This is a genomic window from Streptomyces sp. NPDC104581 (genome assembly GCF_055583685.1).
On record NZ_JBVJNN010000036.1, the window covers coordinates 33,018 to 58,936 of the forward strand.

The 25,919-nt window shown below is 72.3% G+C and carries 22 protein-coding genes; 3 read left to right on the forward strand and 19 right to left on the reverse strand.

All coding sequences use genetic code 11. The features are described 5' to 3' along the window. Positions 1-105: 105 nt before the first annotated feature. The 5 genes from der to aroH all read right to left on the reverse strand — a co-directional run bounded on the left by der (position 106) and on the right by aroH (position 4,667). Positions 106-1,572, reverse strand: coding sequence for a ribosome biogenesis GTPase Der (der, locus tag ACZ61E_RS25135; RefSeq protein ID WP_469702119.1), 1,467 nt, complete (start codon positions 1,570-1,572; stop codon positions 106-108). A gap of 55 nt (positions 1,573-1,627) precedes the next feature. Further along, a complete protein-coding gene (locus ACZ61E_RS25140) occupies positions 1,628-2,227 on the reverse strand; it encodes a lysophospholipid acyltransferase family protein (RefSeq protein WP_469702147.1) in 600 nt (199 codons plus the stop codon). A 53-nt stretch (positions 2,228-2,280) separates the two neighbouring features. Beyond that, positions 2,281-3,006, reverse strand: a complete 726-nt coding sequence (gene cmk / locus ACZ61E_RS25145) for a (d)CMP kinase (protein ID WP_469702120.1) — start codon at positions 3,004-3,006, stop codon at positions 2,281-2,283. A gap of 216 nt (positions 3,007-3,222) precedes the next feature. After that, positions 3,223-4,308: a prephenate dehydrogenase gene (locus tag ACZ61E_RS25150; protein ID WP_469702121.1), complete on the reverse strand. Its 1,086-nt coding sequence runs from the start codon at positions 4,306-4,308 to the stop codon at positions 3,223-3,225. Continuing rightward, positions 4,305-4,667 carry a chorismate mutase gene (gene aroH, locus ACZ61E_RS25155; protein ID WP_469702122.1) on the reverse strand — a complete coding sequence of 121 codons (363 nt, stop codon included), beginning with the start codon at positions 4,665-4,667 and terminating at the stop codon, positions 4,305-4,307. Before aroH ends, ACZ61E_RS25150 begins: the two co-directional genes overlap by 4 nt. A gap of 175 nt (positions 4,668-4,842) precedes the next feature. Between aroH and ACZ61E_RS25160 the strand changes: the two genes are divergently transcribed. Beyond that, positions 4,843-5,571 carry a nucleotidyltransferase domain-containing protein gene (locus ACZ61E_RS25160; RefSeq protein WP_469702123.1) on the forward strand — a complete coding sequence of 243 codons (729 nt, stop codon included), beginning with the start codon at positions 4,843-4,845 and terminating at the stop codon, positions 5,569-5,571. On the opposite strand, the gene ACZ61E_RS25165 is transcribed toward ACZ61E_RS25160, so the two are convergent. The 14 genes from ACZ61E_RS25165 to ACZ61E_RS25230 form a co-directional block, all read right to left on the reverse strand. Further along, positions 5,512-6,354, reverse strand: coding sequence for a nucleotidyltransferase domain-containing protein (locus ACZ61E_RS25165; protein ID WP_469702124.1), 843 nt, complete (start codon positions 6,352-6,354; stop codon positions 5,512-5,514). The two genes, ACZ61E_RS25160 and ACZ61E_RS25165, sit on opposite strands and share 60 nt — an antisense overlap. Before the next feature lie 3 nt (positions 6,355-6,357). Continuing rightward, complete coding sequence (locus tag ACZ61E_RS25170) at positions 6,358-7,380, reverse strand: ADP-ribosylglycohydrolase family protein (RefSeq protein ID WP_469702125.1); 1,023 nt, start codon at positions 7,378-7,380, stop codon at positions 6,358-6,360. Further along, a complete protein-coding gene (locus ACZ61E_RS25175; protein ID WP_469702126.1) occupies positions 7,377-8,159 on the reverse strand; it encodes an NUDIX hydrolase in 783 nt (260 codons plus the stop codon). Before ACZ61E_RS25175 ends, ACZ61E_RS25170 begins: the two co-directional genes overlap by 4 nt. After that, positions 8,156-9,286, reverse strand: coding sequence for an AAA family ATPase (locus ACZ61E_RS25180; protein ID WP_469702127.1), 1,131 nt, complete (start codon positions 9,284-9,286; stop codon positions 8,156-8,158). The genes ACZ61E_RS25175 and ACZ61E_RS25180 overlap by 4 nt, the downstream gene beginning before the upstream one ends. Continuing rightward, a complete protein-coding gene (pnuC, locus tag ACZ61E_RS25185; RefSeq protein WP_469702128.1) occupies positions 9,283-9,936 on the reverse strand; it encodes a nicotinamide riboside transporter PnuC in 654 nt (217 codons plus the stop codon). Before pnuC ends, ACZ61E_RS25180 begins: the two co-directional genes overlap by 4 nt. A gap of 115 nt (positions 9,937-10,051) precedes the next feature. After that, positions 10,052-11,221, reverse strand: coding sequence for a pseudouridine synthase (locus ACZ61E_RS25190; RefSeq protein WP_469702129.1), 1,170 nt, complete (start codon positions 11,219-11,221; stop codon positions 10,052-10,054). Further along, positions 11,221-11,856 (reverse strand): SMC-Scp complex subunit ScpB, encoded by a 636-nt coding sequence (scpB, locus tag ACZ61E_RS25195; protein ID WP_469702130.1) that lies wholly within the window; start codon positions 11,854-11,856, stop codon positions 11,221-11,223. The genes ACZ61E_RS25190 and scpB overlap by 1 nt, the downstream gene beginning before the upstream one ends. Continuing rightward, positions 11,853-13,031, reverse strand: coding sequence for a segregation and condensation protein A (locus ACZ61E_RS25200; RefSeq protein ID WP_469702131.1), 1,179 nt, complete (start codon positions 13,029-13,031; stop codon positions 11,853-11,855). The genes scpB and ACZ61E_RS25200 overlap by 4 nt, the downstream gene beginning before the upstream one ends. Positions 13,032-13,079: 48 nt before the next feature. Further along, positions 13,080-13,679, reverse strand: coding sequence for a hypothetical protein (locus ACZ61E_RS25205; RefSeq protein ID WP_469702132.1), 600 nt, complete (start codon positions 13,677-13,679; stop codon positions 13,080-13,082). Further along, positions 13,664-14,779, reverse strand: coding sequence for a ParA family protein (locus ACZ61E_RS25210; RefSeq protein WP_469702133.1), 1,116 nt, complete (start codon positions 14,777-14,779; stop codon positions 13,664-13,666). Before ACZ61E_RS25210 ends, ACZ61E_RS25205 begins: the two co-directional genes overlap by 16 nt. Positions 14,780-15,157: 378 nt before the next feature. Then, complete coding sequence (ald, locus tag ACZ61E_RS25215; RefSeq protein WP_469702148.1) at positions 15,158-16,273, reverse strand: alanine dehydrogenase; 1,116 nt, start codon at positions 16,271-16,273, stop codon at positions 15,158-15,160. A gap of 140 nt (positions 16,274-16,413) precedes the next feature. Further along, on the reverse strand, positions 16,414-18,417 hold the full coding sequence (locus ACZ61E_RS25220) for a tetratricopeptide repeat protein (RefSeq protein ID WP_469702149.1): 2,004 nt from the start codon (positions 18,415-18,417) through the stop codon (positions 16,414-16,416). Between the two features lie 935 nt (positions 18,418-19,352). Beyond that, positions 19,353-19,979: an NUDIX domain-containing protein gene (locus ACZ61E_RS25225; RefSeq protein WP_469702134.1), complete on the reverse strand. Its 627-nt coding sequence runs from the start codon at positions 19,977-19,979 to the stop codon at positions 19,353-19,355. Positions 19,980-20,095: 116 nt separating this feature from the next. Continuing rightward, positions 20,096-21,754: a CTP synthase gene (locus ACZ61E_RS25230; RefSeq protein ID WP_469702135.1), complete on the reverse strand. Its 1,659-nt coding sequence runs from the start codon at positions 21,752-21,754 to the stop codon at positions 20,096-20,098. A gap of 673 nt (positions 21,755-22,427) precedes the next feature. Here ACZ61E_RS25230 and ACZ61E_RS25235 point away from each other — a divergent pair. After that, positions 22,428-24,230 (forward strand): glycoside hydrolase family 15 protein, encoded by a 1,803-nt coding sequence (locus ACZ61E_RS25235; protein WP_469702150.1) that lies wholly within the window; start codon positions 22,428-22,430, stop codon positions 24,228-24,230. A 46-nt stretch (positions 24,231-24,276) separates the two neighbouring features. Further along, complete coding sequence (locus tag ACZ61E_RS25240; protein WP_469702136.1) at positions 24,277-25,908, forward strand: PucR family transcriptional regulator; 1,632 nt, start codon at positions 24,277-24,279, stop codon at positions 25,906-25,908. Positions 25,909-25,919: the final 11 nt, after the last annotated feature.

The following is a 25,919-nucleotide window of genomic DNA, read 5'->3' on the forward strand; positions in this document are numbered from 1 at the left end:
CACGGTTACTTTGCCCTCCGCCGAGACGGCCTACCCCTTCCGTCCCCCCCACCCCCACCCCCCCCCCCCCCCCCCCCCACCGGCATGTTCGTCAACCGCCGCGCGTCACTTCTTGCGGCCGCGCTTCTCCCGCACCCGCACCGAGATGTGGATCGGGGTGCCCTCGAAGCCGAACTCCTCACGGAGCCTGCGCTCCACGAACCGCCGGTAGCCCGCCTCGATGAAGCCGGACGCGAAGAGGACGAACCGGGGCGGCCGGGTGCCCGCCTGTGTACCGAACAGGATGCGCGGCTGCTTGCCGCCGCGGATCGGGTGCGGGTGCCCGGCGACGAGTTCGCCGAGGAAGGCGTTGAGCCTGCCGGTGGGCACGCGGGTCTCCCAGCCTTCGAGAGCCGTCTCGATCGCCGGGACCAGCCGCTCCATGTGGCGTCCGGTGCGCGCGGACACGTTGACGCGGGGCGCCCACGCGATCTGTCCCAGCTCGGTCTCGATCTCGCGTTCCAGGTAGTAGCGGCGCTCCTCGTCGAGGGTGTCCCACTTGTTGAACGCGACGACGAGGGCGCGGCCCGCGTCGACGGCCATCGTGATGATGCGCTGGTCCTGGACGCTGATGGACTCGCTGGTGTCGATCAGGACGACGGCGACCTCGGCCTTCTCCACGGCCGCCGCCGTGCGGAGCGAGGCGTAGTAGTCGGCGCCCTCCTGGAGGTGGACACGGCGCCGGATGCCGGCCGTGTCCACGAACTTCCAGACCTTGCCGCCGAGTTCGATCAGTTCGTCGACCGGGTCACGGGTGGTGCCCGCGATCTCGTTGACGACGACGCGCTCCTCGCCCGCGACCTTGTTCAGCAGCGACGACTTGCCGACGTTCGGGCGGCCGATCAGCGCGATCCGGCGCGGGCCGCCGACGGCCGTGCCGAAGGTCTGCTCCGGGGCCTCGGGGAGCGCCTCCAGGACGGCGTCGAGCATGTCGCCCGTACCGCGGCCGTGCAGCGAGGACACCGGGTGCGGTTCGCCGAGACCCAGCGACCACAGCGCCGTCGCGTCGGCCTCGCCGCTCTGGCCGTCGACCTTGTTGGCGCACAGCACGACGGGCTTGCCCGCGCGGCGCAGGAGTTTGACGACGGCCTCGTCGGTGTCGGTGGCGCCGACGGTGGAGTCCACGACGAACACGACCGCGTCGGCGGCCTCGATCGCGTACTCGGCCTGGGCGGCGACGGCCGCGTCGAGACCGAGGACGTCCTGCTCCCAGCCGCCGGTGTCGACGACCTTGAAGCGGCGTCCGGCCCATTCGGCCTCGTATGTCACGCGGTCGCGCGTGACGCCGGGCTTGTCCTGGACGACTGCCTCACGGCGGCCGATGATGCGGTTCACCAGGGTCGACTTGCCGACATTGGGGCGGCCGACGACCGCGAGGACGGGCAGCGGGCCGTGACCGGCCTCGTCGATCGCGCCCTCGATCTCCTCGGGATCGAAGCCCTCGTGGGTGGCGAGCTCCATGAACTCCGAGTACTCGGCGTCGCCGAGCTCTCCGTGCTCGTCGCCGGAGGAGGAGTCGATGTGGTCGTTCATGAAGTCCGTACCTCGTTCATCGTGATCGGTGCGCCGCGACTGCGCGACGCACTACTCAAAGTCCTGCCCGGCGCCCGGTGAGGCGCCTGGCGTTGTCCAGATGGGCGGTCAGCCGCTTCTGGATCCGCAGCGTGGCGTCGTCCATCGCCCGCCGCGTGCGCCTGCCGCCGCCCTCACCCGCCTCGAACGGGTCCCCGAAGACGACGTCGACACGGCTGCGCAGCGGTGGCAGCGCGGATATCAGCCGTCCGCGGCGTTCCGTGCTCCCCAGCACCGCGACCGGGACGATCGGCGCCCCGGTCCGTACGGCGAAGTACGCGAGCCCGGACCGCAGCGAGGCGAAGTCGCCCTCGCCCCTGCTGCCCTCGGGGAAGATCCCGAGGACGCCGCCGCACCGGAGCACCCCGAGCGCGTCGGTGACGGCGGCGCGGTCGGTGGTTTCACGGTCCACCTTCAGCTGTCCGATGGCCAGCAGGAAGGGATCGAGCGGACCGATGAAGGCTTCCTTCTTGATCAGGAAGTGGACGGGCCTGGGCGCGGTGCCCATGAGCATCGGCCCGTCGATGTTGTGCGAGTGGTTGACGGCGAGGATCACCGGACCGGCGGCGGGGACCCGCCAGGCGCCGAGCACCCGCGGCTTCCACAGGCCGTACATGAGGCCGATGCCGATGCCGCGGCCGACCGCCGCGCCCTTCGGGGAGGGTCCGTTCACCGGGCCGCCCGCTTCTCCTCGACAAGGGTGACGACGCACTCGATGACCTGCTGGAGCGTGAGGTCGGTGGTGTCCACCTCGACCGCGTCGGCCGCCTTGGCCAGCGGCGACGTCTTGCGGCCGGAGTCGATCGCGTCCCGCTTGATCAGCGCTTCCCTGGTGGCGGCGAGGTCCGTCGCCTCCTTGCCCTTCAGTTCGCCGCTGCGGCGCGCGGCGCGCGCCTCCGGCGAGGCGGTGAGGAAGACCTTCAGATCGGCGTCGGGCAGCACGGTCGTGCCGATGTCGCGGCCCTCGACGACGATGCCGTTGACGGCGCCGGCGGCGATGGAGCGCTGGAGTTCGGTGATGACGGCCCGCACCTCGGGGACGGCGCTGACCGCGCTGACCCTGCCCGTGACCTCCTGGGTGCGGATGGGGCCGGAGGCGTCCACGCCGTCGACGGTGATCGTCGGGTTCGACGCGTCGGTGCCGGAGACGATCACCGGCTTGTCGGCGGCCGTGGCGACGGCCGAGGGGTCCTCGGTGTCGACGCCGTTGCTGATCATCCACCAGGTGATCGCCCGGTACTGCGCGCCGGTGTCCAGGTAGCTCAGCCCGAGCTGGGTGGCCACGGACCGGGACGTGCTCGACTTGCCGGTGCCCGCGGGCCCGTCGATGGCGACGATCACGGCGGCCGGAGCGGTCCTGGCGGCGGTTGCAGCGGTTTCCACGGGGGCGGACACCTTCCTGGTTCACGGGGCGCGGAGTCGTACGCGAAGTGGTTCGCGGATGGGTCTCGTGACGTTCGGGGGGTCGCCTCCGGACGCCCAGACGTCAGTACGCCCCCGCACAAGGTTACCGAGTGCTGGGACCGCGCCTCACACCCCCGTGAAAGCCCGCCCGCGCACCCGCCGGAGGCGTGGCCCGGGCACCCCGGTCACCGCCCGGCCGTACCGCCGTCACCAGCGGATCGACCAGCCGCGATCGCGCAGTGCGGCGCTCAGGACGGGGGCCGACGGGGGATCCACCATCAGCTGCACCAGACCCGCCTCCTGCCCGGTCGCGTGCTCGATCCGCACGTCCTCGACGTTGACCCCGGCGCTCCCGGCGTCCGCGAAGATACGGGCCAGCTCGCCCGGCCGGTCGCTGATCAGGACGGCCACGGTCTCGTACGACGCCGGTGCCGCGCCGTGCTTGCCCGGCACCCGCACCCGGCCGGCGTTGCCGCGCCGCAGGACGTCCTCGATGCCCCGGGTGCCGTCGCGCCGCTCGGTCTCGTCGGCGGACTGGAGCGCCCGCAGCGCCTCGACGGTCTCGCCGAGGTCGGTGGCCACGCCCGCGAGGACGTCGGCGACCGGGCCCGGGTTCGCGGCGAGGATGTCGACCCACATGAGGGGGTCGGAGGCGGCGATGCGCGTCACGTCGCGGATGCCCTGGCCGCAGAGGCGTACGGCGGTCTCGTCGGCCTCCTCCAGTCGGGCGGCGACCATCGAGGAGATCAGCTGCGGTGTGTGGGAGACGAGGGCGACGGCCCGGTCGTGCGCGTCGGCGTCCATGACCACCGGCACCGCCCGGCAGAGCGCGACGAGTTCGAGGGCGAGGTTCAGCACCTCGGTGTCGGTGGCGGAGGTGGGGGTCAGCACCCAGGGGCGGCCCTCGAAGAGGTCGGCGGATGCCGCGAGGGGGCCCGAGCTCTCCTTGCCGGCCATCGGATGCGTACCGATGTACGTGCTCAGGTCGAGGCCCATCCCTTCCAGCTCGCGCCGGGGGCCGCCCTTGACGCTGGCGACGTCCAGGTAGCCGCGGGCGCTGTCCGCGCGCATCGCGGCGGCGACGGCCGTGGCGGTGTGGGCGGGCGGTACGGCGACGATGGCGAGGTCGACGGGGCCCTTCCGGGGCTCCTCGGTGCCGGCGCCGAGCGCCGCCGCCGTCCGCGCCCTGTCGGGGTCGTGGTCCACGAGGTGGACGGTGACTCCGCGGCCGGCGAGGGTCAGGGCGGCCGAGGTGCCGATCAGGCCGGTTCCGATGACGAGCGCGGTTCTCACTGGGCGATGTCCTTGCGGAGTGCGGCCGCGGCGCCGAGGTAGACGTGCGCGATCTCGGAACGGGACCGTTCGGACTCGATGTGGGCGAGTATGCGGACCACGCGGGGCATGGCGCCCGCTATGTCGAGCTCCTGCGCGCAGATCAGCGGGACGTCGGTGATGCCGATGCCGCGCGCGGCGGCGGCCGGGAAGTCGCTGTGCAGGTCGGGGGTGGCGGTGAACCAGATGCTGATCAGGTCGTCGGCGCCGAGGCCGTTGCGCTCCAGGATGGCGGAGAGCAGCAGGGCGACCTGCTCGTCCATGTGTCCCGGCTCGTCGCGCTCCAGCTGGACGGCCCCTCGGACAGCTCGTACCGGCACGTCGTACTCCTCGTCCCGCTCAGTGATCGTGTTCCGCTGCCAGGTTAGACAGATGATCGACGGTACGGACCGGACGACCGTTGCGCGAGACGGCCCGGAGCGGCGGGCGGGGTCCGGGGTCCCAGCCGATAACCGGATAGGGCCCGGGGCGGGGCTCCCCGTAATCTGCGTGCGTATGAGACCCGAGGACCTGGTACGTGACCACACCGTCTACGCGTGCGTCATGGGCTCCCGCGCCTTCGGGCTGGCGACCGAGGGCAGCGACACCGACCGCCGGGGCGTGTTCCTGGCTCCCACGCCGCTGTACTGGCGCTTCGACAAGCCCCCCACGCATGTCGACGGACCGGCCGACGAGCAGTTCTCCTGGGAGCTGGAGCGGTTCTGCCTGCTCGCGCTGCGCAGCAACCCCAACGTGCTCGAATGTCTGCACTCGCCGCTGGTCGAGCACGTGGACGACACGGGCCGTGAACTGCTCGCCCTGCGCGGCGCGTTCCTCTCCCGGCAGGCGCACGAGACGTTCGTCCGTTACGCGATCGGCCAGCGCAGGAAGCTGGAGGCGGACATCCGGCGGCACGGCGAGCCCCGCTGGAAGCACGCCATGCACCTGCTGCGGCTGCTCGGCTGCTGCCGCGACCTGCTGCGCACGGGCCGGCTGGTCATCGACGCGGGCGAGGAGCGGGAGCCGCTGCTGGCGGTCAAGCGCGGTGAGGTCCCGTGGCCCGAGGTGGAGCGGCGGATGAACCGTCTCGCTGCGGAGGCCGACGCCGCGCTCGCCGGCTCGGCGCTGCCCGCCGAGCCCGACCGGGCGCGGGTCGAGGACTTCGTGATCCGCGCGAGGCGGGCGTCAGCGCTGAAGGCGGGTGCGCACGACGAGGTCGTGGAGGGCTTCGTAACCGGCCGGTGAGTCCGGCAGCCGGGTCCGGTCCCTGGCGTCCGCCAGGACCTCGTGGAGCGCGTCCACGTCGCTCTGGAGCCGGGTCGGGACGAGGCCGGTCGCCGCGCCGTGCTCCGCCTCGGCCTTCGCCTCGATCAGCTCGGGCAGATAGCCGGGCGCGCTCACCTCGCCCAGCAGGGTGGGCAGATGGGCCTGCACCTCGCCGCTGCGCATCAGATGGATTCCGGTGAGCAGCGCGCGGAAGGTGTAGAGCAGCGGCTTGAGTTCGCCGGTCTTCTCGAACAGCCGCCACTGGGTGGCGGCGAATCCCCGGTAGTGGTGCGCGTGGTGGCCGGTCAGCACCCCCGGTGCCAGCGACAGCAGTTCCCGGTGCGCATCCGTCGAGTGGACGACCAGCGGCGAGTGGAGCTGTTCCAGGACGTAGCCGTTGCGCCGCATCATCATGCGGACGAACTTCCGCAGGTCATGGCTGACCAGGTCCATCTCCACACCGTCGCTGTCCCACATCCGCGACCGGGTCTCGTCCGGCTCGTGGAGTCCGATGAGTTCGGCCACCGGCAGCAGGTGCGCCCCGCGCAGGTCGACGTCCGAGTCGGTGGAGGGGAAGCCGTAGAGGTGGGCGCCGGAGACGGTGGCGAACAGCAGCGGATCCGTCTCGCCGGCGAGGGCCGGGGCGAGATCGGTCGCCGGCAGCCCCGCCCGCAGAAGACGCCGGGCGCGTGCGGCCGGGGATTCGTCGAGCGGGTCACCGAAGGGCGCGCCGTCCGCCAGGTGTTCGTTATCCATACGCATGGATCAAGCGTCCCAGAGTGCTCCGAGTTCCATCAGCTCCTCGCGGTACTCGATCCGGTCCGCCCACTCCCCGGGCCAGGCGCCCGCCCCGAGGTGGGCGCCGGCGAACGCGCCCGTCAGACAGGCGATCGAGTCGGAGTCGCCCTTGGTGCAGGCGGCCCGGCGCAGCGCCGTGACCGGCTCCTCGGGGAAGAGCAGGAAGCACAGCAGCCCGGTGGCGAACGCCTCCTCGGCGATCCAGCCGTCACCGGTGGCCAGGCACGGGTCGGTCTCGGGGGACGGTGAGCGCAGCGCCTGCCGGAGCCGTTCGAGCACGGCCAGGCAGTCGTCCCAGCCCCGCTCGATGAAGTGCTCGGGTGTCGGGTCCTGGCTGTGGGTCCACAGGTCGCCGAGCCACTCGTGGTGGTAGCGGGACCGGTTCTCGTAGGCGTACGAGCGCAGCAGGCCGACCAGGCCCAGCGGTTCGGTCCCCCGCGCCAGGAGGTGGACCGCGTGGGCCGTGAGGTCGGACGCGGCCAGCGCCGTCGGGTGGCCGTGGGTGAGCCCGGACTGCAACTGCGCGGCGCCGGAGCGCTGTGCGGCGCTGAGGCCGGGGGCGAGGCCGATCGGCGCGACCCGCATGTTGGCGCCGCAGCCCTTGGAGTCGATGCGGCTGGCGCGCTGCCAGGGCCGGTCGCTGTCGAGGAGCTGGCAGGCCGTCATGCAGGTGCGGCCGGGCGCCCGGTTGTTCTGCGGGTCGTGGAACCAGTTCACGAACTCCTCGCGTACCGGCCGGGCCAGACGCAGCGGCCCGAGGGACCCCCGGTCCATGGCCGTGCGCAGACCGCGGCCGAGCGCGAGTGTCATCTGCGTGTCGTCGCTGACGATCGCCGGTTCCATCAGCGGTATCCCGCGCCAGGGGCCGAACTTGGCGAGGATCGAGGGCACGTCGTTGAACTCGGTGGGGAAGCCGAGGGCGTCACCGAGCGCGAGCCCCGTCATGGCGCCCGTGGCGGCTCTCTTGTCGGCGGTCTTCGATGAGGTCATGAGGTGGGACGTCCTTCCGGTCGAAGCAGCGGCGGGTGGAGTGCGGTGGCGGTGCCCGCGCGGTAGAGGGCGGCCGGTTTGCCCCGGCCGCCGGTGCGGCGCGGCGGGCCCTCCACCGGTTCGACGAAGCCGGGTGAGGTCAGCACCTTGCGGCGGAAGTTGGGGCGGTCGAGCGCCACGCCCCAGACCGTCTCGTACACCTGCTGGAGCTCGCCGAGGGTGAACCGGGGCGGGCAGAACTCCGTGGCGAGGCAGGTGTATTCGAGCTTGGCGCCGATACGGCGCCGGCCGTCGGCCAGGATCCGGCCGTGGTCGAAGGCCAGCCCGCCGGGTTCACCGTCCTCGTACCGGGTCCAGCGGGCCCGGGCGGCGTCGCCCCCGCCGCGCGGTTCGGGCAGGTCGGGCACGAGCGCGGTGTACGCGACGGAGACGACCCGCATCCGGGGGTCGCGGTCCGGGTCGCTGTAGGTGCGCAGCTGCTCGGGCCGCAGTCCGGCGACGGTGTCCGGTGACAGGCCGGTCTCCTCGGCGAGTTCGCGCCTCGCCGCCTGCCCGGCGGACTCGCGGGGCCGTACGAAGCCCCCGGGCAGCGCCCAGTGGCCCAGATACGGTTCCTCGCCGCGTTCGACGAGCAGTACGTGCAGGCTGTTCTCGCGGACGGTGAAGACGGCGAGGTCGACGGTGACGGCGAAGGGCACGAAGTCGGTGGGATCGTAGTTCTCGGGGGCGCGGGGCGGCTGCTGCCGGTCCGGCCGTGAGCCGGGCTGTGGGGATGTCATCTGTTCTCCGGCAGGGGCGCGGCGAAGTGCCAGCCCTGGTCCAGCAGGGCGTCCACGGCGGCGACCGCGTCGGCGAGCCGCTTCTCGCGCGGCCCGTCGAGCGCGACGAACGGCCTTCCTGTGCGGGTCAGTTCGTCCCTGAACCGGCCCGTCATCCAGGGCCGCAGCTCCTCGCCGTCCCGCAGTCCGTCGTCCTCGAAGGCGACGCCCTCGTGGCCGGTGAGAAGCCAGAGATGGTGCGGGACGCGGTCGGCGACCTCCTCGACGAGCGGGTTGCGTCCGCCGACGTACCGCTCGTGCCAGACGGTGGTGGCGAAGGAGTCGGTGTCGCAGAACAGGACGGGTGAGCCGGCGCGGGCCGCCGCCTCCTCCCACTCGTTCTGCCGCTCGGCGATCAACGGGAAGTCGTCGGTGGTGAATTCGACGTCCTCCCACTGCGCACCGGGCCACCGGGCGCGCAGGGCGGTGAGTCTGCGTTCGCTGAACTCCCGTCCGTACTCGTCGACGCAGCGGGTTCGGGCCCATACACCGCCGCGCGCCCGGAAGTGCCCGGTGAGGGCCCGCGCCAGGGTCGTGGTGCCGGTGGACTCGGCGCCGAGCACCACGACGCGACGGGTGAGCGCGGCCCGCACGGGCGGGGCGAGGAACTCCCAGCAGCCCACCGGGTCCTTGCGGACGGCGGTCCCGGAGACGGGGTGGCGGGTGCGTTCCGGGTCGACGAGGACGGACTCGGCGCCGAAGCGGCGGGCGAGTTCCTCCCCGTACGGTTCGGAGGTGAAGACGGCGTCCACGGGCTCGGGGACGGCGCCCCGGAAGACCGCCATGTGCGCGTCCCAGATCGCCGGGTCGTGCAGATCCATGCGGGTGTCGTCGACGGCGCCGACGACCTCGACGTCCGGGTGGACCTCGCGCATCCAGGCGACGCGGTCGGCGAGCGGGACCGACTCGACGGAGGCGGCGCAGACGAGGACCGTGAGCCGCTCGCATCGCTCCCGCGCGGTCCGTACGAGGTGGTGGTGGCCGGCGTGGGGAGGGTAGAACTTGCCGAGGACCAGGCCGTGTCCGTATCCGGCGCCCCTGCCGTGTCCGTCGCCCGCTCCGGTGCCGCGCCCGTCTCCCGCGCTCATGCCGTGACCTCCACGGGGCCGGACGTGCGCCGCTCCAGATCGCGCGACCAGTTGCGCAGTCCGATGACGCACAGGGTCATGAAGCCGATGTAGAGGATCGACGTCAGATAGAGGTCCTTGTGCGCGTAGAGCGGGATGTAGACGACGTCGGCCGCGATCCAGAGCCACCAGGACTCCAGGCGCTTGCGGCACTGCCCGTAGGTCGCCATCAGCGACAGCGCGGTGGTGACGGCGTCCCAGAACGGCACCGTGGAGGAGGTCTGGTGGTCCAGGAGCAGCGTCAGGGCGAGGGTGCCCACCGCCCCCGCCGCGAGCAGCCAGCCCCACTCGGTGCGCGAGGTGCGCCGCACCGGGAGGTACGCGGAGCCTGGTCCACCCCCGTGGGTCCAGGTCCACCAGCCGTACGTGGCGAGGGCGATGAAGACAACCTGCAGCCCGGCGTCGGCGTAGAGGCCGGCCTGGGTGAACAGCAGGATGAAGAACAGGTTGTTGGCGATGCCGATCGGCCAGTTGGCGATGTGCTGCCGGGCGACGAGCCAGACGCAGAGCGCTCCGCTGCCGAAGCCGAGCACCTCGGTCCAGCTCACCGGGGTGTCGAGAACGGTCACGAGCGGCTGCTGCAACGCGTCGAGGATTTCCGCGAGACTCACGCCCGCCTCCTTAATGGTCACTATGACTATAAAGGTGAACGGGCGCGCGCCACAAGCGGAAAAGCCCGCGGCCTCGGGCCACGGGCTTTCGTCACTCGGTGCGGGTCGGGAGCGGCTACAGACCGACTTCCTTCATCAGCATGCCGACCTCCGTGTTGGTGAGACGGCGCAGCCAGCCGGACTTCTGGTCACCCAGCGGGATCGGGCCGAACGACGTCCGGACCAGCCGCTCGACGGGGAATCCCGCCTCGGAGAGCATGCGCCGCACGATGTGCTTGCGGCCCTCGTGGAGCGTGACCTCGACCAGGTAGTTCTTCCCGGTGTTCTCCACCACGCGGAAGTGGTCGGCGCGCGCGTAGCCGTCCTCCAGCGGGATGCCGTCCTTGAGGCGCTTGCCCAGCTCACGCGGCAACGGGCCCTGGACCGCGGCGAGATACGTCTTCTTCACGCCGTACCGGGGGTGCGTGAGACGGTGGGCCAGCTCACCGTGGTTGGTGAGCAGGATGATGCCCTCGGTCTCGGTGTCCAGCCGGCCCACGTGGAACAGCCGCGTCTCGCGGTTGGTGACGTAGTCGCCCAGGTTCTGCCTGCCGTCCGGGTCGCCCATCGTGGAGACCACACCGGCGGGCTTGTTCAGCGCGAAGAAGAGATACGACTGGGTGGCGACGGTCAGCCCGTCGACCTTGATCTCGTCGTGCTGCGGATCGACCCGCATGCCCTGCTCTACGACGATCTCGCCGTTGACCTCCACCCGGGCCTGCTCGATCAGCTCCTCGCAGGCCCGGCGTGATCCCATGCCGGCGCGCGCCAGCACCTTCTGGAGCCGCTCGCCCTCCTGCTCGGCGCCCGGGTTGGTCCTGGGGGTCCTGATCTCCGGCTTGTCCGCGTACCGGTCGCGGTTGCGCTGCTCGATCTTGGCGTCCAGCTCGCGCGGGCGGGCGGGCTTGCCCTGCGCCCGGCGCTTGGCCGCGGCGCTCGGGGCCTTCGGGCCGCCCTTGGCACCGCCGCGCGCCGATGCGCCACGGCCGCCGCCACCCTGGCCGCCGCCGGGACCACCGGGGCGCCCGACGTCGTAACGGCGCTCCTCGGGACGCGGGGTGCCCTCACGCTTCGGCTGCTTGTCGCCGCGCGCACCGCCGCCGCCACCGCTCCCCCGGCCCGCGCCGCTGCCGCCGCGACCGCCGCCGGCCCTCGACTGGGGCTTGCCGCCCGCGGCTCCCCGGCCGCCGCCGCTCCGGTTTCCGCTGCCGCTGCCGCTTCCGCTGTTCCTGCCGTTGCTTCGCATCAAATGTCCGTCTTGTCGTCTGCGTGAGTTTCCGGGGCGTACGGTGCGTCCGGATCGAACGACGGAACGCCTTCCAGGGTGTCGGCCTCGATCGCGTCCGCCTCCGGAAGGAAGGGCGCGAGTTCCGGAAGCTCGTCCAGACCGCGCAGGCCCATCCGCTCCAGGAAATAGTTCGTCGTCCTGTACAGGATCGCACCTGTTTCGGGTTCCGCTCCCGCCTCCTCCACCAGACCGCGCTGGAGGAGGGTCCGCATGACCCCGTCGCAGTTCACTCCGCGTACGGCCGAGACCCGGGACCGGCTGACCGGCTGGCGGTACGCGACGACCGCCAGGGTCTCCAGGGCGGCCTGGGTGAGCCGGGCCTGCTGGCCGTCGAGCACGAAGCCCTCCACGGCCGCCGCGTACTCGGGCCGCGAGTAGAAGCGCCAGCCGCCCGCGACGAGCCGCAGCTCGAATCCGCGCCGCTGGACGGTGTACTCGTCGGCCAGCTCGCGCAGCGCGTCGGCGACGGCACGGCGCGGCCGGTCCAGCACCTTGGCCAGGTGGTCCTCGGTCGCGGGCTCGTCGACGACCATGAGGACCGCCTCCAGGGCGGGCTTGATCTCGAGGTCGGCGACCGTACGGTCCTCGCTCACGCCTTCTCCTCGCTCGCGTCCTTCGGTGCCCCGGTGCCGGTCGGGCTGTCGGGCGGTCGGTCGAACTCGTCCGTCACCCGCGGCGACGCGTCGTCGTCCCCGCCCGTCCAGCGCACCATGAGCGGGCCCAGGGCCTCGTCCTGGTCCAGGGCGACGGCCTTCTCCCGGTAGAGCTCCAGCAGCGCCAGGAAGCGCGCCACCACGGTGAGCGTGTCCGGGGCGTCCTCGGCGAGTGTCAGGAAACTCACCTCGCCGGCCGCCCGCAGCAGCGCCACGACGATGCCCGCCTGTTCCTGGACGGAGACGAGCGGCGCGTGGATGTGGTCGACGTACACCTGCGGTCGGGGCTTGGGCTGCATGGCCTTGACCGCGAGCCGGGCGAACCCCTCGGCGCCGATGCTGATGACGACCTCGGGGAGCAGCGCGGCGTGGTGCGGCTCCAGGCCGACGGTACGGGGGTAGCGCCGGGACTCGGCGTCCAGGCGGGCGCTGAGGATGTCGGCGATGCGCTTGTACGCGCGGTACTGGAGCAGCCGGGCGAAGAGCAGGTCCCTGGCCTCCAGCAGCGCCAGGTCGCCCTCGTCCTCCACCTCGGCGGACGGCAGCAGGCGCGCGGCCTTGAGGTCGAGGAGCGTGGCGGCGACGACCAGGAACTCGGTGGTCTGGTCGAGGTCCCAGTCGGGGCCCATGGCGCGGATGTGCACCATGAACTCGTCGGTGACCTTGGAGAGGGCGACCTCGGTGACGTCCATCTTGTGCTTGGAGATGAGCTGGAGGAGCAGGTCGAAGGGCCCCTCGAAGTTGGCGAGCCGTACGGTGAACCGCCCGTCGTCGGACTCGGGTTCGGACTCGGGTTCGGTTTCCGCGTCGCGCCCGTCGTCGGCGCCGGGCGCGGACTCCGCCACGGCCACGGGCTCCGGCTCCGGTACGGGCTCGTCGTCCGGCCCGTCGTACGCGTTCGGCGCGGGTACGGGACCGGGCACCGGCTCGGGGCGGGGCTCCGGCTCAGCGGCGGGTGCCGGTACGGGCACCGGCACCGCCTCGCGTACGACCGCGGGCTCGGGCTCGGGCTCCGGCCCGGTTACGGGCTCCGGCGCCACCGGCCTCGCCGCCCCCGGCCCGCGTCCCAGCGCACGGCGGGACGAGCGGGCTGTGGAGTCGTCGGTCGGCGGCATGGCGGTCCAGGAGGCGGAAGGAGGGGGTTCGGTCCGCCGAGGCTACCTTCAGCGCCCGCGCAGGCGCCGGACGAGGATGCTCGCGTCGCCGCGCGACTCCAGGTCGGCGAGGACCACGGCGACCGCCTCGCGGACGATCCGCCCCCGGTCCACGGCGAGTCCGTGCTCGCCCCGCAGCACCAGGCGCGCGTGCTCCAGGTCCATCAGCTCCTCGGCGGAGACGTAGACCGTGATCTTCTCGTCGTGCCGTTCCCGGCCGCTGGGGCGGCGGTTGGCCCCGCGGCCCCCTCTGCGGCGCGGAGCGCCCTGGGGACCGCCCTGCTGGCCCACCGTGGGCGTCGTGCCCGCGCCGTCCTGCGCTCCCTGCGGCCGCCGCTGCTTCTCCTGCTCGGGGACGCGGCTGCGTGACGTCGCCGACGAGTCCGCGTCGGTCGCCGAGTGCTCCTGGGCCGGCGCCGGTGCCGGTGACGCCGGCTGCGCGGCCCCCGACTGGTCGGCGCCCTGGTCGCTCTCCCCTGCCGGTGCCGGGACCCGGGCTTCACCGTTCGCGGTACGCCGCCGGTCCCCCGGTGAGGAAGCCTGGAGCGCCATGCCCCCGGTCGTACGGAACAGCTCGTCGGCCCCGGGCAGACTCACTCGGCGTGACACCGGGCGAGCACCTCCCTGGCGAGCTGGCGATAGGCGGCGGCGCCGACGGAGTTGGAGGCGTAGGTGGTGATGGGCTCACCGGCGACCGTGGTCTCCGGGAAGCGCACGGTCCGGCCGATCACCGTGTGGTACACGTGGTCGTCGAACGCCTCGACGACCCGCGCCAGGACCTCGCGGCTGTGCACCGTGCGGGAGTCGTACATCGTGGCGAGGATGCCGTCGAGCTCCAGCTCCGGGTTCAGCCGCTCCTGGACCTTCTCGATGGTCTCGGTGAGCAGGGCCACGCCGCGCAGCGCGAAGAACTCGCACTCCAGCGGGACGATCACCTTGTGCGCGGCGGTCAGCGCGTTCACGGTCAGCAGACCGAGCGAGGGCTGACAGTCGATCACGATGTAGTCGTAGTCCTGCATCAGCGGCTTGAGCGCCCGCTGGAGCGTGGACTCCCGGGCGACCTCGCTCACCAGCTGCACCTCGGCGGCCGAGAGGTCGATGTTGCTCGGGAGCAGGTCCATGTTGGGCACGGCGGTCTTCAGGAGCACCTCGTCGGCCGACATGCCCCGCTCCATGAGCAGGTTGTAGACCGTGAGGTCGAGCTCCATCGGGTTGACGCCGAGACCGACGGACAGGGCGCCCTGCGGGTCGAAGTCGACGAGCAGCACGCGCCGGCCGTACTCCGCGAGCGCGGCGCCCAGGTTGATGGTCGACGTGGTCTTGCCGACGCCGCCCTTCTGGTTGCACATCGCGATGATCTTCGCGGGGCCGTGGTCGGTGACCGGGCCCGGGATGGGGAAGTACGGCAGGGGACGACCGGTCGGGCCGATTCGCTCACGGCGCTGGCGTGCGGCGTCGGGCGCGAGGGTGGCCGCGTACTCGGGGTCGGGCTCGTACTCTGCGTCGGGGTCGTAGAAGTGCCCCTGGGGCACCTCGTCGAAGTCGGCGAAGTGGGTGGACTCTCGGCCACTCTCGTTGCCGGCCATGGCGTTCACGTGTTGGCCGTCCATCGTCTGGTGGGCTGTCGTCATGTGCTGATGAGTGGTGAAGGTGCGGACAGCGACGGAGCCGACGGCCTCTAGCCCGGACGACGGGCTCTGGTGGCTCATCGCAGGCATTCCTGGTTGACCACCCCCGGGAGTAAATGTCGACTCATTCACAAGTCGTCTTACCTCCTTGGACGTGACCAGGAAACTTATCGATAGGTCAGCGTGGCACCATGCCGACGGTTGGCGACTCTATGGCGTGTCACCACTCCGCAGCAACACAATCCGCCGGACCCGGCCCGATGTGTCGGCAACCGAACACCCTTGTGTCAAGGGCGCACACCCCCCCGCCGACGCGATTCACACGGGTGCGAAAGGGTTAAAGGGTTACGTTCGAGGCGAGTTGAACGATGGCCGGGAAGTGGCGGGACACACAGCCGGCCGGACCTTGCCGAGCAAGATCCGGCCGGGGGCGCGAGGTTGACGGACGCCGTTGACGGGTCAGGCCAGAACGGTGGCCAGTTCGGTGTACGGAAGGCCGTGCGCCTCGGCCACGGAACCGTAAGTGACCTGCCCGTCATGGGTGTTGAGGCCCTTGGCGAGCGCCGGGTCACGGCGCAGCGCCTCGGTCCAGCCGAGGTTGGCCAGCGCCACGATGTAGGGAAGCGTGGCGTTGGTCAGCGCGTAGGTGGAGGTGTTGGGTACGGCGCCCGGCATGTTGGCCACGCAGTAGAACACCGAGTCGTGGATCCGGAAGATCGGCTCGGCGTGGGTGGTGGGGCGTGAATCCTCGAAGCAGCCACCCTGATCGATTGCAATGTCGACAAGTACACTTCCGGGCTTCATCTTGGCGACGAGCGCGTTCGTGACGAGCTTCGGCGCCTTCGCCCCGGGGATGAGAACGGCGCCGATGACGAGATCGGCCTCGACGACCGCGCGCTCCAGTTCGTACGCGTTGGAGACGATGGTCTGCACCTTCGTGCCGAAGATCTTGTCGGCCTCGCGCAGCTTGTCGATGTCCCGGTCGAGCAGCGTCACGTGGAAGCCCATGCCGACCGCGATCTGGGTCGCGTTCCAGCCGGAGACACCGCCGCCGATGACGACGGCGCGGCCCGGAGCCGTACCCGGGACACCGCCGGGCAGCACACCTCGGCCGCCGACCGAGCGCATCAGGTGGTACGCGCCGACCTGCGGGGCCAGCCGCCCGGCCACCTCGGACATCGGGGCGAGCAGCGGCAGCCGCCGGTTCGCGGTCTCGACGGTCTCGTACGCGATGGCGGTGGTGCGGGACTTCAGGAGAGCGTCGGTGCACTCGCGGGAGGCGGCGAGATGCAGATACGTGAAGAGGGTCTGGTCCTTGCGGAGGCGGTGGTACTCCTCGGCGATGGGCTCCTTGACCTTCAGCACGAGGTCGGCCGCGGCCCAGACCTCGTCGGCGGTGGGCAGGATCCGGGCGCCGGCCGCGGTGAACTCGGCGTCGGCGATCGAGGAGCCGGCGCCGGCGTCCCGCTCGATGACGACCTGGTGACCGTGGCGCACCAGCTCGTGCACTCCGGCCGGGGTGATGGCCACCCGGAACTCGTTGTTCTTGACCTCGCGAGGGATGCCGACGAGCACGATGATCACGGTCCTTGGCTCAGGGGTTTTCGGGCAATGCCCTACAAACCCATACGCCGAGGGGCGCATCGGAAGGCATCGCTGACTTACGACAGAGCCAGTCTAATTAAGGACTTCCCGCTGTCTAGCCTTGCAAAGCATCAATCTTCTGCCGAGGTGCCACGGATTTCGTAGGCTGAGGCGGTGGTGGCGAGCAGTCGTTCGGAGGCCCTGCGATGCAGCCGGGCCGCCGTCGGGTCGCCCAGGCGCTCCAGCGTGTCAGCGAGCCCGAGCTCCAACTCGGCCTGGAGACGGGTGTCACCGGCCAACCGGGCCCACTCCACGGCCTCCTGACAGGTGTGCAGCGAATCCTCGGGGCGGCCCGCGTACTCCTGGACCCTGGCCGCCTCGCTGAGCGCGCGGGCCTGGCCGCTGTGGTCCTGGAGCCTGCGGAATCCCGCGGCGGCGGCCCGCCAGTTGCGCAGCGACTCCGTGTAGCGGCCCGCGCAGCTGTGGACGGTGCCGAGCCGTCCGTACAGCCGGGCCTCGTCGGCCCGCTCGTCGCGGCTGAGCCGCTGGGCGAGGGCGCGGCCGTACCAGTCGGCGGCGCGGTGCCAGTCCTGGAGTTCCTCGTAGGCGCTTCCCACGGATTCCATCGCGCGGCCGGTGGCGTAGTGGTCGTTCGCGGCCTTTCCGGCGTCCAGAGCGGCCCGGTAGCGGCCCAGCGCGTCGTGTGTACGGCCCGTCCGGGCGTCCAGATCGCCGATGTTCAGCAGCGCGGCTGCCTCCTCGCGGTGCAGGCCCTGGCGTTCGGCGACACCGAGGACGAGCTGGTGCAGCCCGTACAGGTCCGGCGCCGCGGCGTCCGTGCCCTGGTGCGCGGCGAGCGCCCTGACCAGCGCGGAGACCAGTCGGCGGGCCAGGGTGTCCAGTCCGCCGTCGGCCACCGCGAGCCGGGCGGACGCCAGCAGCGCGGGCCTTCGGGAGGAGAGCCAGTCGGCGGCGGCGCGGGCGGTCGGGAAGCGCACGGCGCGGGGCAGCGCGGCGAGCTTCGCCCGCGCCGGTGAGCCCTCGGGCTCGGTGACGGCGCGGCAGGACTGGAGCAGCCGCACGGTCCGCTCCAGCATCCGGGCCGTGGCGAGCTGCACCTCGGCGGGGCGGTCGTGCTCCTCCATCAGCGCGCGCATCAGCGGGGCGAGGGAGCCGGGGATCTCGAACTGGTCCCCCGCCGGGCGCAGCAGGCTCAGCGCGGCGAGGTCGTCCAGCGCCGCCGTGGCGGTGGGGACGGAGCAGCCCGCCAGCGCGGACGCGGTGTGGACGTCGGCGAATCCGGCCGGTGCGAGTGCGAGCAGGCGCAGCATCGCGGCGGCGGAGGGCGGCAGTCCCTCGTACACGAACCGGAAGGCTCGGGCCAGCGGGCGGGCGCCGCGCGGCAGTGCGGTGTCCTCGGGGACGGCCCGCAGCCGCTTGGTGGCGTCGGCGACGGAGACCCTGGGGTGGGTGGCGAGCCAGCCGCCGACGAGGGAGAGCGCGACGGGCTGGCCGGCGCACTCCTCCGCCAGGGTCTCGGCGGCCTGGGGGTCGACGGTGATCCGTACGGATCCGGTGAAGGTGCCGAGGAGTTCGATCGCGGACTTGGCGTCCAGGCCGCCGATGGTGCACGGCCGGATGTCCGGGATACCGGTGAGCGGACCGCGCGCGACGGCGACGACGAGGCAGTCCGGGTTCTCGGGGAGCAGGAGGTCGACCTGCTCGGCGTCGTGGGCGTCGTCGAGGAGCAGCAGGACACGGCGTTCGGCCAGCGCGGCGCGCACCATCCCGGACAGCTCGTCCTCGCCGGCGCCGGGCGGCACGGGGATGCCGAACCCGCCGAGGAGGTCGCGGGCGGTGCGTTCGACGGGGACGGGGTCGCCGCCGGGCTCGGTGAGCCGGATGTGCAGCACCCCGTCCGGATACCGCCGTCCCACCTGCCGTGCCAGCTCCCGTGCGAGGGCGGTCCGTCCGGATCCGCGCTGCCCGGAGATGAGCAGCACCCGGGTGTGGGCGGCCCGCCGCCCGGCGATGGTGTTGAGCCCGGCCCGCTCGATGTCGCCGTGCAGGGCCTTCAACTCCCGCTGCCTCCCGAAGAACCAGCGGGCGGGGGTGGGGGCCGTGGGGCGGTGCATGGAGCGGGCGCCCGGTGTGGTCGGCGGGGCGGGGACAGCGTGCGGAGCCCGGTCGGACGGCTCGGCCTCCAGCACCGGCACACGCCCGGTGGGAGCCGACGGACCGACCGCCTCACGGTCGCCGGAAGCCGGCTCACCCGGGCCGCGAGCGCCGCCCTCGGCCGCCGCCCCGGCGATGCCGGACGCGCCGGCCCGCCCGGGTCCGCCGTCGCCCGCGTCCGGCCGGGCAGCCGCTTCGCGGTCCGCAGGAACGTCGCCGCCCCGGCCGCGAGCACCACCGGGGACCGGCCCGGCACCGTCGCGCGGAGTCGCGTTCTCCTCCGGCGCGACCGGACCACTGCGCACCGGAGTGCGTCCGGAGCGCGGCGCGGGCGGCGGGCCCTGGTCCAGACCGCCACCACCGGGCGCCGCCCCGGCACCGTCGCCCGCGTCCGGCCGGGCAGCCGCTTCGCGGTCCGGGAGAACGTCGCCGCCCCGGCCGCGAGCACCACCGGAGGCCGACCTGGCGCCGGTCCCCGCGTCGACCCGGCCGGGTTCGTCGTCGGCGGTGGGGGCGGTCCCCGGCTCGGGGTCCTTCGGGGGTCGGCGGGTGCGGGGGGCGGGCTTCTTGCGGGCGCGGGGGGCTGGTGGCGGGTCGTCCGTGCGAGTGCTTCGGCGCCGGGCCGACGGCTTTGGTGACTTGTCGTCAGAGGCGACTGCCTCGGGGGGAGTTGAGGCCCCGCCGTCCAAGTCCACCGCTTGGTCCGTCACGGCCACCGTCCTTCCCCTGCCCGTTCGGCGGGGTGCGCGCGAGTCGAGCCCCGGCGGGTCCGCACGGGTGGTCCGAGCGTAGTTGACACCGTGGCACCGACCGTGCGGGCGCGGCGACAAATCCCCCAATCGGATCAGCAGTTCGTCCTACCGGACCAGGGTCCCGGCCCCGGCCCTCGCGAACCTCACGCCTCGAACGGGCGCGCCGGCCACTGCGCGTCCGCCGGACGCAGCGCCGCCACCCCGTCCCCCGCAAGCGCCGCGGTCAGCGCCAGCGTCCCCACCACGAGCGCGTTGTTGTGCAGCTCGCCCGCCAGTACGCCCCGTACCAGCTCCGGCAGCGGCACCCGCGCCTGCTCCATGTCCGCCTCCTCCTCGGAGACGTCGAAGCGCGCGCCCTCCGCCTCCGACAGATCGCGGGCCAGGAAGATCCGTACGGACTCGTCGCAGCCGCCCGGCGTCGTGTAGACGTCCGCCAGCACCCGCCAGTCCTCCGCCTTGACGTGCGCCTCCTCGTACAGCTCCCGCTGCGCCGCGTGCAGGGGGTTCTCGCCGGGGACGTCGAGCAGACCGGCCGGGATCTCCCACAGCTTCTGGCGCACGGGGTGCCGGTACTGACGCAGGACCAGCACGCGGTCCGAGTCGTCCAGGGCGAGGATCGCGACCGAGCCCGGGTGGACCTGGTAGTCACGGCGCGCCACCGAGCCGTCGGGCATGACCACGTCGTCCGTACGGACGCTGGTCTTGTTGCCCCGGAACGGCGTCGCCGTGGCCGTGATCGGCCACTCCTCGGGGGTGTCCTTGATCGCCATCGAAACTTACCTCCACACCCGGCGGCACACGGCCACACAGCGAAAACCGAGGTACGGGTCCCCCGTCCCCCGGGACGGGCCGTACCTCGGTCAACGTTATCCCCCGGACGGGGCCCCTACGCGCCCTGCCGGCGCTCCACCGCGGCCTTGACCAGGCCTGCGAACAGCGGGTGCGGCCGGGTGGGACGCGACCGCAGCTCCGGGTGCGCCTGGGTGGCGACCAGGTACGGGTGCACCGAGCGCGGGTACTCCACGTACTCGACGAGCTTGTTGTCGGGCGACGTGCCCGAGAAGACGATGCCCGCCTTCTTCTCCAGCTCGGCGCGGTACGCGTTGTTGACCTCGTAGCGGTGGCGGTGGCGCTCCTCCACGTACGGCAGGTCGTCGTAGACACCGCGCACGATCGAGCCGTCCGCGAGCTTCGCCGGGTAGAGGCCCAGGCGCATCGTGCCGCCGAGGTCACCGGCGCCCTCCACGTAGGCGAGCTGTTCCTCCATCGTGGAGATCACCGGATGCGCCGTCGCGGCGTCGAACTCCGTGGAGTTGGCGTCCGGGTTCTCCAGGAGGTTGCGCGCGGCCTCGATGACGATGCACTGGAGGCCGAGACAGATGCCCAGCAACGGGATCTTCTGCTCACGTGCGTACTGGATCGCGCCGACCTTGCCGGTCACACCGCGCTCGCCGAAGCCGCCGGGGATCAGGATGCCGTCGACGTCCCCGAGCTGCCGCGCCGCGCCCGCGGGCGTCTTGCAGTCGTCCGAGGTGACCCACTTGACCTTGACCCGCGCCTTGTTGGCGAAGCCGCCGGCCCGCAGCGCCTCCGTGACCGACAGATAGGCGTCGGGCAGGTCGATGTACTTGCCGACGAGGGCGACGGTGACCTCGTGGTCGGGGTTGTGGACCCGGTCCAGCAGGTCGTCCCAGACGGTCCAGTCGACGTCGCGGAACGGCAGGTCCAGCTTCCGTACGACGTACGCGTCCAGCCCCTCGGTGTGCAGCACCTTCGGGATGTCGTAGATGGACTTCGCGTCGATCGCCGCGACCACGGCGTCCTCGTCCACGTCGCACATCAGCGAGATCTTGCGCTTGATCGAGAGCGGCACCTCGCGGTCGGCGCGCAGCACGATCGCGTCCGGCTGGATACCGATGCTCCGCAGCGCCGCGACCGAGTGCTGCGTGGGCTTGGTCTTCAGCTCGCCGGAGGGGCCGATGTAGGGGAGCAGGGAGATGTGCACGACGAAGACGTTGTCGCGGCCCACCTCGTGGCGGACCTGGCGCACGGTCTCCAGGAAGGGCTGCGACTCGATGTCGCCGACCGTGCCGCCGACCTCCGTGATGACGACGTCCACGTCGTCGGTCGCCATGCGCCGGATGCGGTGCTTGATCTCGTTGGTGATGTGCGGGATGACCTGGACGGTGTCGCCGAGGTACTCGCCGCGCCGCTCCTTGGCGATGACCGTCGAGTAGACCTGGCCGGTCGTGACGTTGGCGGAGCCGTCGAGGTCGACGTCCAGGAAGCGCTCGTAGTGCCCGACGTCCAGGTCGGTCTCGGCGCCGTCGTTGGTGACGAACACCTCACCGTGCTGGAAGGGGTTCATCGTGCCGGGGTCGACGTTCAGGTACGGGTCGAGCTTCTGCATGGTGACCCGCAGGCCCCGCGCCTTGAGGAGTGCCCCCAGGCTGGAGGCGGTCAGGCCCTTGCCGAGGGAGGAAGCGACGCCCCCGGTGACGAAGATGTGCTTGGTCGTCGAGGAGGTCGAGGATCGGTTCGGCATGGCCAAGAGGGGGCTCCCGTGGTCGCGGTCTGGGGTGCGTACCGGCGCCCCCGCCCGGTGGATCACCAGAGGATCCGGAGGGGTGCCGTCGCTGCGGTCCGGGGCCCCTGAGAAGCGCTGGGGGGCCATCCGCCCACGGGCCACCAGGGTATCAGCGACGACCGGGGGAGATTCGCGAGGTCCATGCCCCGTACCCCTGGGACGGATGTGCGACGGACCGTCGGCGCGGGAGGCCACGTGGGCGGATGGGACGGATATGTCGGGGGCGGTTTCCGGCCACCTCTCCCCGGGCGCCGGACGCCCGTCCGGAACCGGCCAAGATCACAGGTTGATCACCGCGCAGGGCCCGTCACCGGCGGACGTTCACCGTTTGATCACTCCGTACACACGGATCCGTCGGCGCTCAGTCGTCACGCCGTCACCGCACGTCATCGAAGGTGCGGTGGCCGGGACTCCGTCACCCCTGGGCCACTCGTTCGGCTCACCCGTGTTGCCGGGACACCTGCGCGGATCCCCGATGTGCGTCGTATCCTGCTCGGACATTCGCTGCCGAGTCCGGCCGGCAAACGGCACCACCCCCGCCCGTGTTCCCGGAAAAAGAGCTCGTCAACGACCCTTGACCGCAGTAAGCGCCCCCTGGGGGGCGAACGTGGCCGTTCGACTGGAGATGCACGTGGCCGGGCGCATCGAGGATTACGCACTCATCGGAGACATGCAGACCGCCGCCCTGGTCTGCCGGGACGGCACAGTCGACTGGCTGTGCCTGCCCCGCTTCGATTCGCACGCCGTGTTCGCGGCGCTGCTGGGAACCGACGAACACGGTTTCTGGCGGCTCGGACCGGCCTCGCCCGCGGGAGCCGAGCCCCCGCGGGCCGACCGGCGCCGCTACGTGGGCGACTCCCTGATCCTGGAATCGGAGTGGGACACGCCGCGCGGCACGGTCAGAGTGACCGATTTCATGCCCCCGCGTGACGGCGCGCCGCAGTTGATCCGGATCGTGGAGGGGGTCAGCGGCCGGGTGCCCATGCGCTCCGCGCTGCGGATGCGTTTCAGCTACGGCCGGGTGGTGCCCTGGGTGCACCAGGTCGACAACCGCACCGTCGCCGTCGCCGGGCCGGACTCGATCTGGCTCGACACCGAGGCGGACACGTACGGCAAGAACCTGACGACGTACTCCGACTTCACCGTGGCGCCCGGCGACCGCGTCGCCTTCACCATCAGCTGGCAGCCCTCGCACCGGCAGCCGCCCGCGCTGCCGGACCCCGAGGGATCGCTGGAGGCGACGTCGGACTTCTGGCGCGAGTGGGTCGAGCACTGTACGTACCACGGCCCCTACCGCGAGGCGGTCGTCCGCTCGCTGATCACCCTCAAGGCCCTGACGTACGCGCCGACCGGCGGCATCGTCGCCGCGCCGACGACATCGCTGCCCGAGGACATCGGCGGCTCACGCAACTGGGACTACCGCTACACCTGGCTGCGCGACGCCGCCATCACCCTCTCCTCCCTGCTGCGCACCGGCTACCGCGAGGAGGCCCGCGCCTGGCGCGAGTGGCTGCTGCGGGCCGTCGCGGGCGACCCCGAGAACCTCCAGATCATGTACGGGATCGCGGGCGAGCGTGAGCTGGGCGAGGCGGAGCTGGACTGGCTGCCGGGGTACGAGGGGTCGGGCCCGGTCCGGGTCGGCAACGGCGCGGCGCACCAGCTCCAGCTCGACGTGTACGGCGAGGTCACCGAGGCGCTGCACCTGGCGCACATGACGGGTCTGGCGCGCAACGACTACGCCTCGCTGCTCCAGCTGAAGCTGATCGAGTATCTGGAACGCCACTGGGACCAGCCGGACGAGGGCATCTGGGAGGTGCGCGGACCGCGCCGCCACTTCGTGCACTCGAAGGTGATGGCGTGGGTCGCCGTCGACCGGACGATCAAGCTGATCGAGTCGGGCGACGCGGACGGACCGCTGGAGCGCTGGCGCGAACTGCGCGACGACATCCACCACGACGTCTGCGAGAAGGGTTACGACAAGGAGCGCAACACCTTCACGCAGTCGTACGGCTCCAAGGAGCTGGACGCGTCGCTCCTGCTGATCCCGCAGATGGGCTTCCTGCCGCCGGACGACAAGCGCGTCATCGGCACGATCGAGGCGATCCAGCGCGAGCTGTCCACGGAGGACGGCTTCGTCCTGCGCTACCCGACATCGGGCGACGACGCCGGTGTGGACGGGCTGGAGGGCGACGAGGGCGCCTTCCTGGCCTGCTCGTTCTGGCTGGCGGACGACCTCGCGATGATCGGACGGGTCGACGAGGCCCGGAAGCTCTTCGAGAAGCTGCTGGCGCTCCGCAACGACCTGGGGCTGCTGGCCGAGGAGTGGGACCCGCGGCTCCAGCGGCAGGTCGGCAACTTCCCGCAGGCGTTCAGCCATGTGCCGCTGATCGACACGGCGCTGCGCCTGACGGCCTCGGGCGCGTACGGCGGCTGAGGGCCCGGAGGGACACGGGCGCGTGGGCCGGGTAGCGTCCGGCCCCATGGACGATCAGGCCGGAATCACCGTGCGGCGGGCCCTGGACCTGCCGGGGCTCCGTGGCGGGCTCCCGGAGGTCGTCGCCGGGGCCGACCGGCTGCACCGCACCGTGCGCTGGGTGCACGCGGGCGAGGTGCCGAACATCGCCTCCCTCCTCAAGGGCGGCGAGCTGCTGCTCACCACCGGCATCGGCCTCGGCACCCGCCCCGCCGAACAGCGCGCCTTCGTGCGCAGGCTCGCCGACCGCGGGATCGCGGCGCTGGTGGTGGAGCTGGGGCCGCGATTCGCGCGGCTGCCCGCCGCCGTCGTCGAGACGGCGCGGGCGACCGGGCTGCCGCTGGTCCAGCTCCACCGCGAGGTGCCGTTCGTCTCGGTGACGGAGGAGATCCACACCGAGATCGTCAACGGGCACTACGCGCTGCTCCGGCAGGCGGAGGAGGTCCATCTGCGGTGCACGGACGCTCTGCTCAACGGTGGCGGCGTTCCCCAAGTGCTGCGCATCCTCGCCGACTTCGCCGGCAATCCGGTCTTCCTGGAGACCGCCGACGGACAGCTCCTGTACGCGGCGGCGGGTGCGTCGGGGCCGCCGGCGAGCGCGGAACCGCTCCAGGTCTGGGAGGGGCTGCGCGCGCAGCGGGCGGACCGTGAGGCGGGTCCGCCGGCGGGCACGGTGCTGGTGGACGTACCCGGGGGCGGGCACGGTGCGGGTTCGGTACGGGCCCGGCTCGTACTGCCTCCGGTGGCGGCCCCGCTGCTCCCGGTGCACCGGATGGCGGCCGAGCGGGCGGCGGGCATCCTCGCGGTCGTCCTGATGCAGGCCCGGCAGGAGGACGAACTCGCGGCGCGCGGCCGGGGCGACTTCCTCACCGATCTCGCCGAGGGCAGGATCCCGGCGGACGACGCGCCCGCGCAGGCCGCGGTGCTGGGCTTCAAACCGGGCGAGGGACCGCTGCTTCCGGTGGTGATGCGGCTGGGGCCCGAGCCGGCCCCGCCGGGCAACTGGGCGCCGCTGGCCAGGGCCGTGCTGGAGGAGCTGTCGTCCGTGGGCGTGCCGGTGCTCCTCGGCGTACGTCCCGTGGAGGGCCGGATCCCGCTGCTGCTCGCGCTGCGCGCCGAGTCCGAACGCACGGCGGTGGCCGACCGGGTCGCGGCGGCGCTGCGGACGGGTGTGGAACGGTCGGGCCTCGAACGTCCCGGCGGTCCGCGGCCCGTGGTGGTCGTCGGGGTCCCGGGCGGCTGGGCGGCGGCGAGCGCGGGCCTGCGGCACGCCTCGGAGACCGCGGCGGCGGCGCGGGGCCTGCCGGAGCGGCCGTGGCACGACGCCCGGCGTCTGGACACCGACCTGCTGCTGTGGCGGCTGCGGGACCACCCCGACCTGTCGGCGTTCGTGGACCGCGCGATCGGCCCGCTGCTCGTCCACGACCGCGCGTCGCGTGCTCCGCTGCTGCCGACGCTGACGACGTACCTGGACCACGCGGGCCGCAAGGCGGAGACGGCGCGCGAACTGCATCTCAACAGGCAGACGCTCTACAACCGGCTGGCCCGTATCTCCGAGTTGCTGGGCACGGACCTTGACGACCCCCAGACGGTGCTGGCCCTGAGCCTGGCCCTCCGCGCCCGCCGCCACACCCGCTGACACCCGGCACC

Bases quoted from the DNA above. Each gene is read 5' to 3' on its own strand.
- der (WP_469702119.1), bottom strand. From the start codon at position 1,572: ATGAACGACCACATCGACTCCTCCTCCGGCGACGAGCACGGAGAGCTC.
- ACZ61E_RS25140 (WP_469702147.1), bottom strand. From the start codon at position 2,227: ATGTACGGCCTGTGGAAGCCGCGGGTGCTCGGCGCCTGGCGGGTCCCC.
- ACZ61E_RS25160 (WP_469702123.1), top strand. From the start codon at position 4,843: ATGAGACCCGAGGACCTGGTACGTGACCACACCGTCTACGCGTGCGTC.
- ACZ61E_RS25165 (WP_469702124.1), bottom strand. From the start codon at position 6,354: ATGCGTATGGATAACGAACACCTGGCGGACGGCGCGCCCTTCGGTGAC.
- ACZ61E_RS25170 (WP_469702125.1), bottom strand. From the start codon at position 7,380: ATGACCTCATCGAAGACCGCCGACAAGAGAGCCGCCACGGGCGCCATG.
- ACZ61E_RS25175 (WP_469702126.1), bottom strand. From the start codon at position 8,159: ATGACATCCCCACAGCCCGGCTCACGGCCGGACCGGCAGCAGCCGCCC.
- ACZ61E_RS25180 (WP_469702127.1), bottom strand. From the start codon at position 9,286: ATGAGCGCGGGAGACGGGCGCGGCACCGGAGCGGGCGACGGACACGGC.
- ACZ61E_RS25190 (WP_469702129.1), bottom strand. From the start codon at position 11,221: ATGCGAAGCAACGGCAGGAACAGCGGAAGCGGCAGCGGCAGCGGAAAC.
- ACZ61E_RS25200 (WP_469702131.1), bottom strand. From the start codon at position 13,031: ATGCCGCCGACCGACGACTCCACAGCCCGCTCGTCCCGCCGTGCGCTG.
- ACZ61E_RS25210 (WP_469702133.1), bottom strand. From the start codon at position 14,779: ATGAGCCACCAGAGCCCGTCGTCCGGGCTAGAGGCCGTCGGCTCCGTC.
- ACZ61E_RS25220 (WP_469702149.1), bottom strand. From the start codon at position 18,417: ATGCACCGCCCCACGGCCCCCACCCCCGCCCGCTGGTTCTTCGGGAGG.
- ACZ61E_RS25225 (WP_469702134.1), bottom strand. From the start codon at position 19,979: ATGGCGATCAAGGACACCCCCGAGGAGTGGCCGATCACGGCCACGGCG.
- ACZ61E_RS25230 (WP_469702135.1), bottom strand. From the start codon at position 21,754: ATGCCGAACCGATCCTCGACCTCCTCGACGACCAAGCACATCTTCGTC.
- ACZ61E_RS25240 (WP_469702136.1), top strand. From the start codon at position 24,277: ATGGACGATCAGGCCGGAATCACCGTGCGGCGGGCCCTGGACCTGCCG.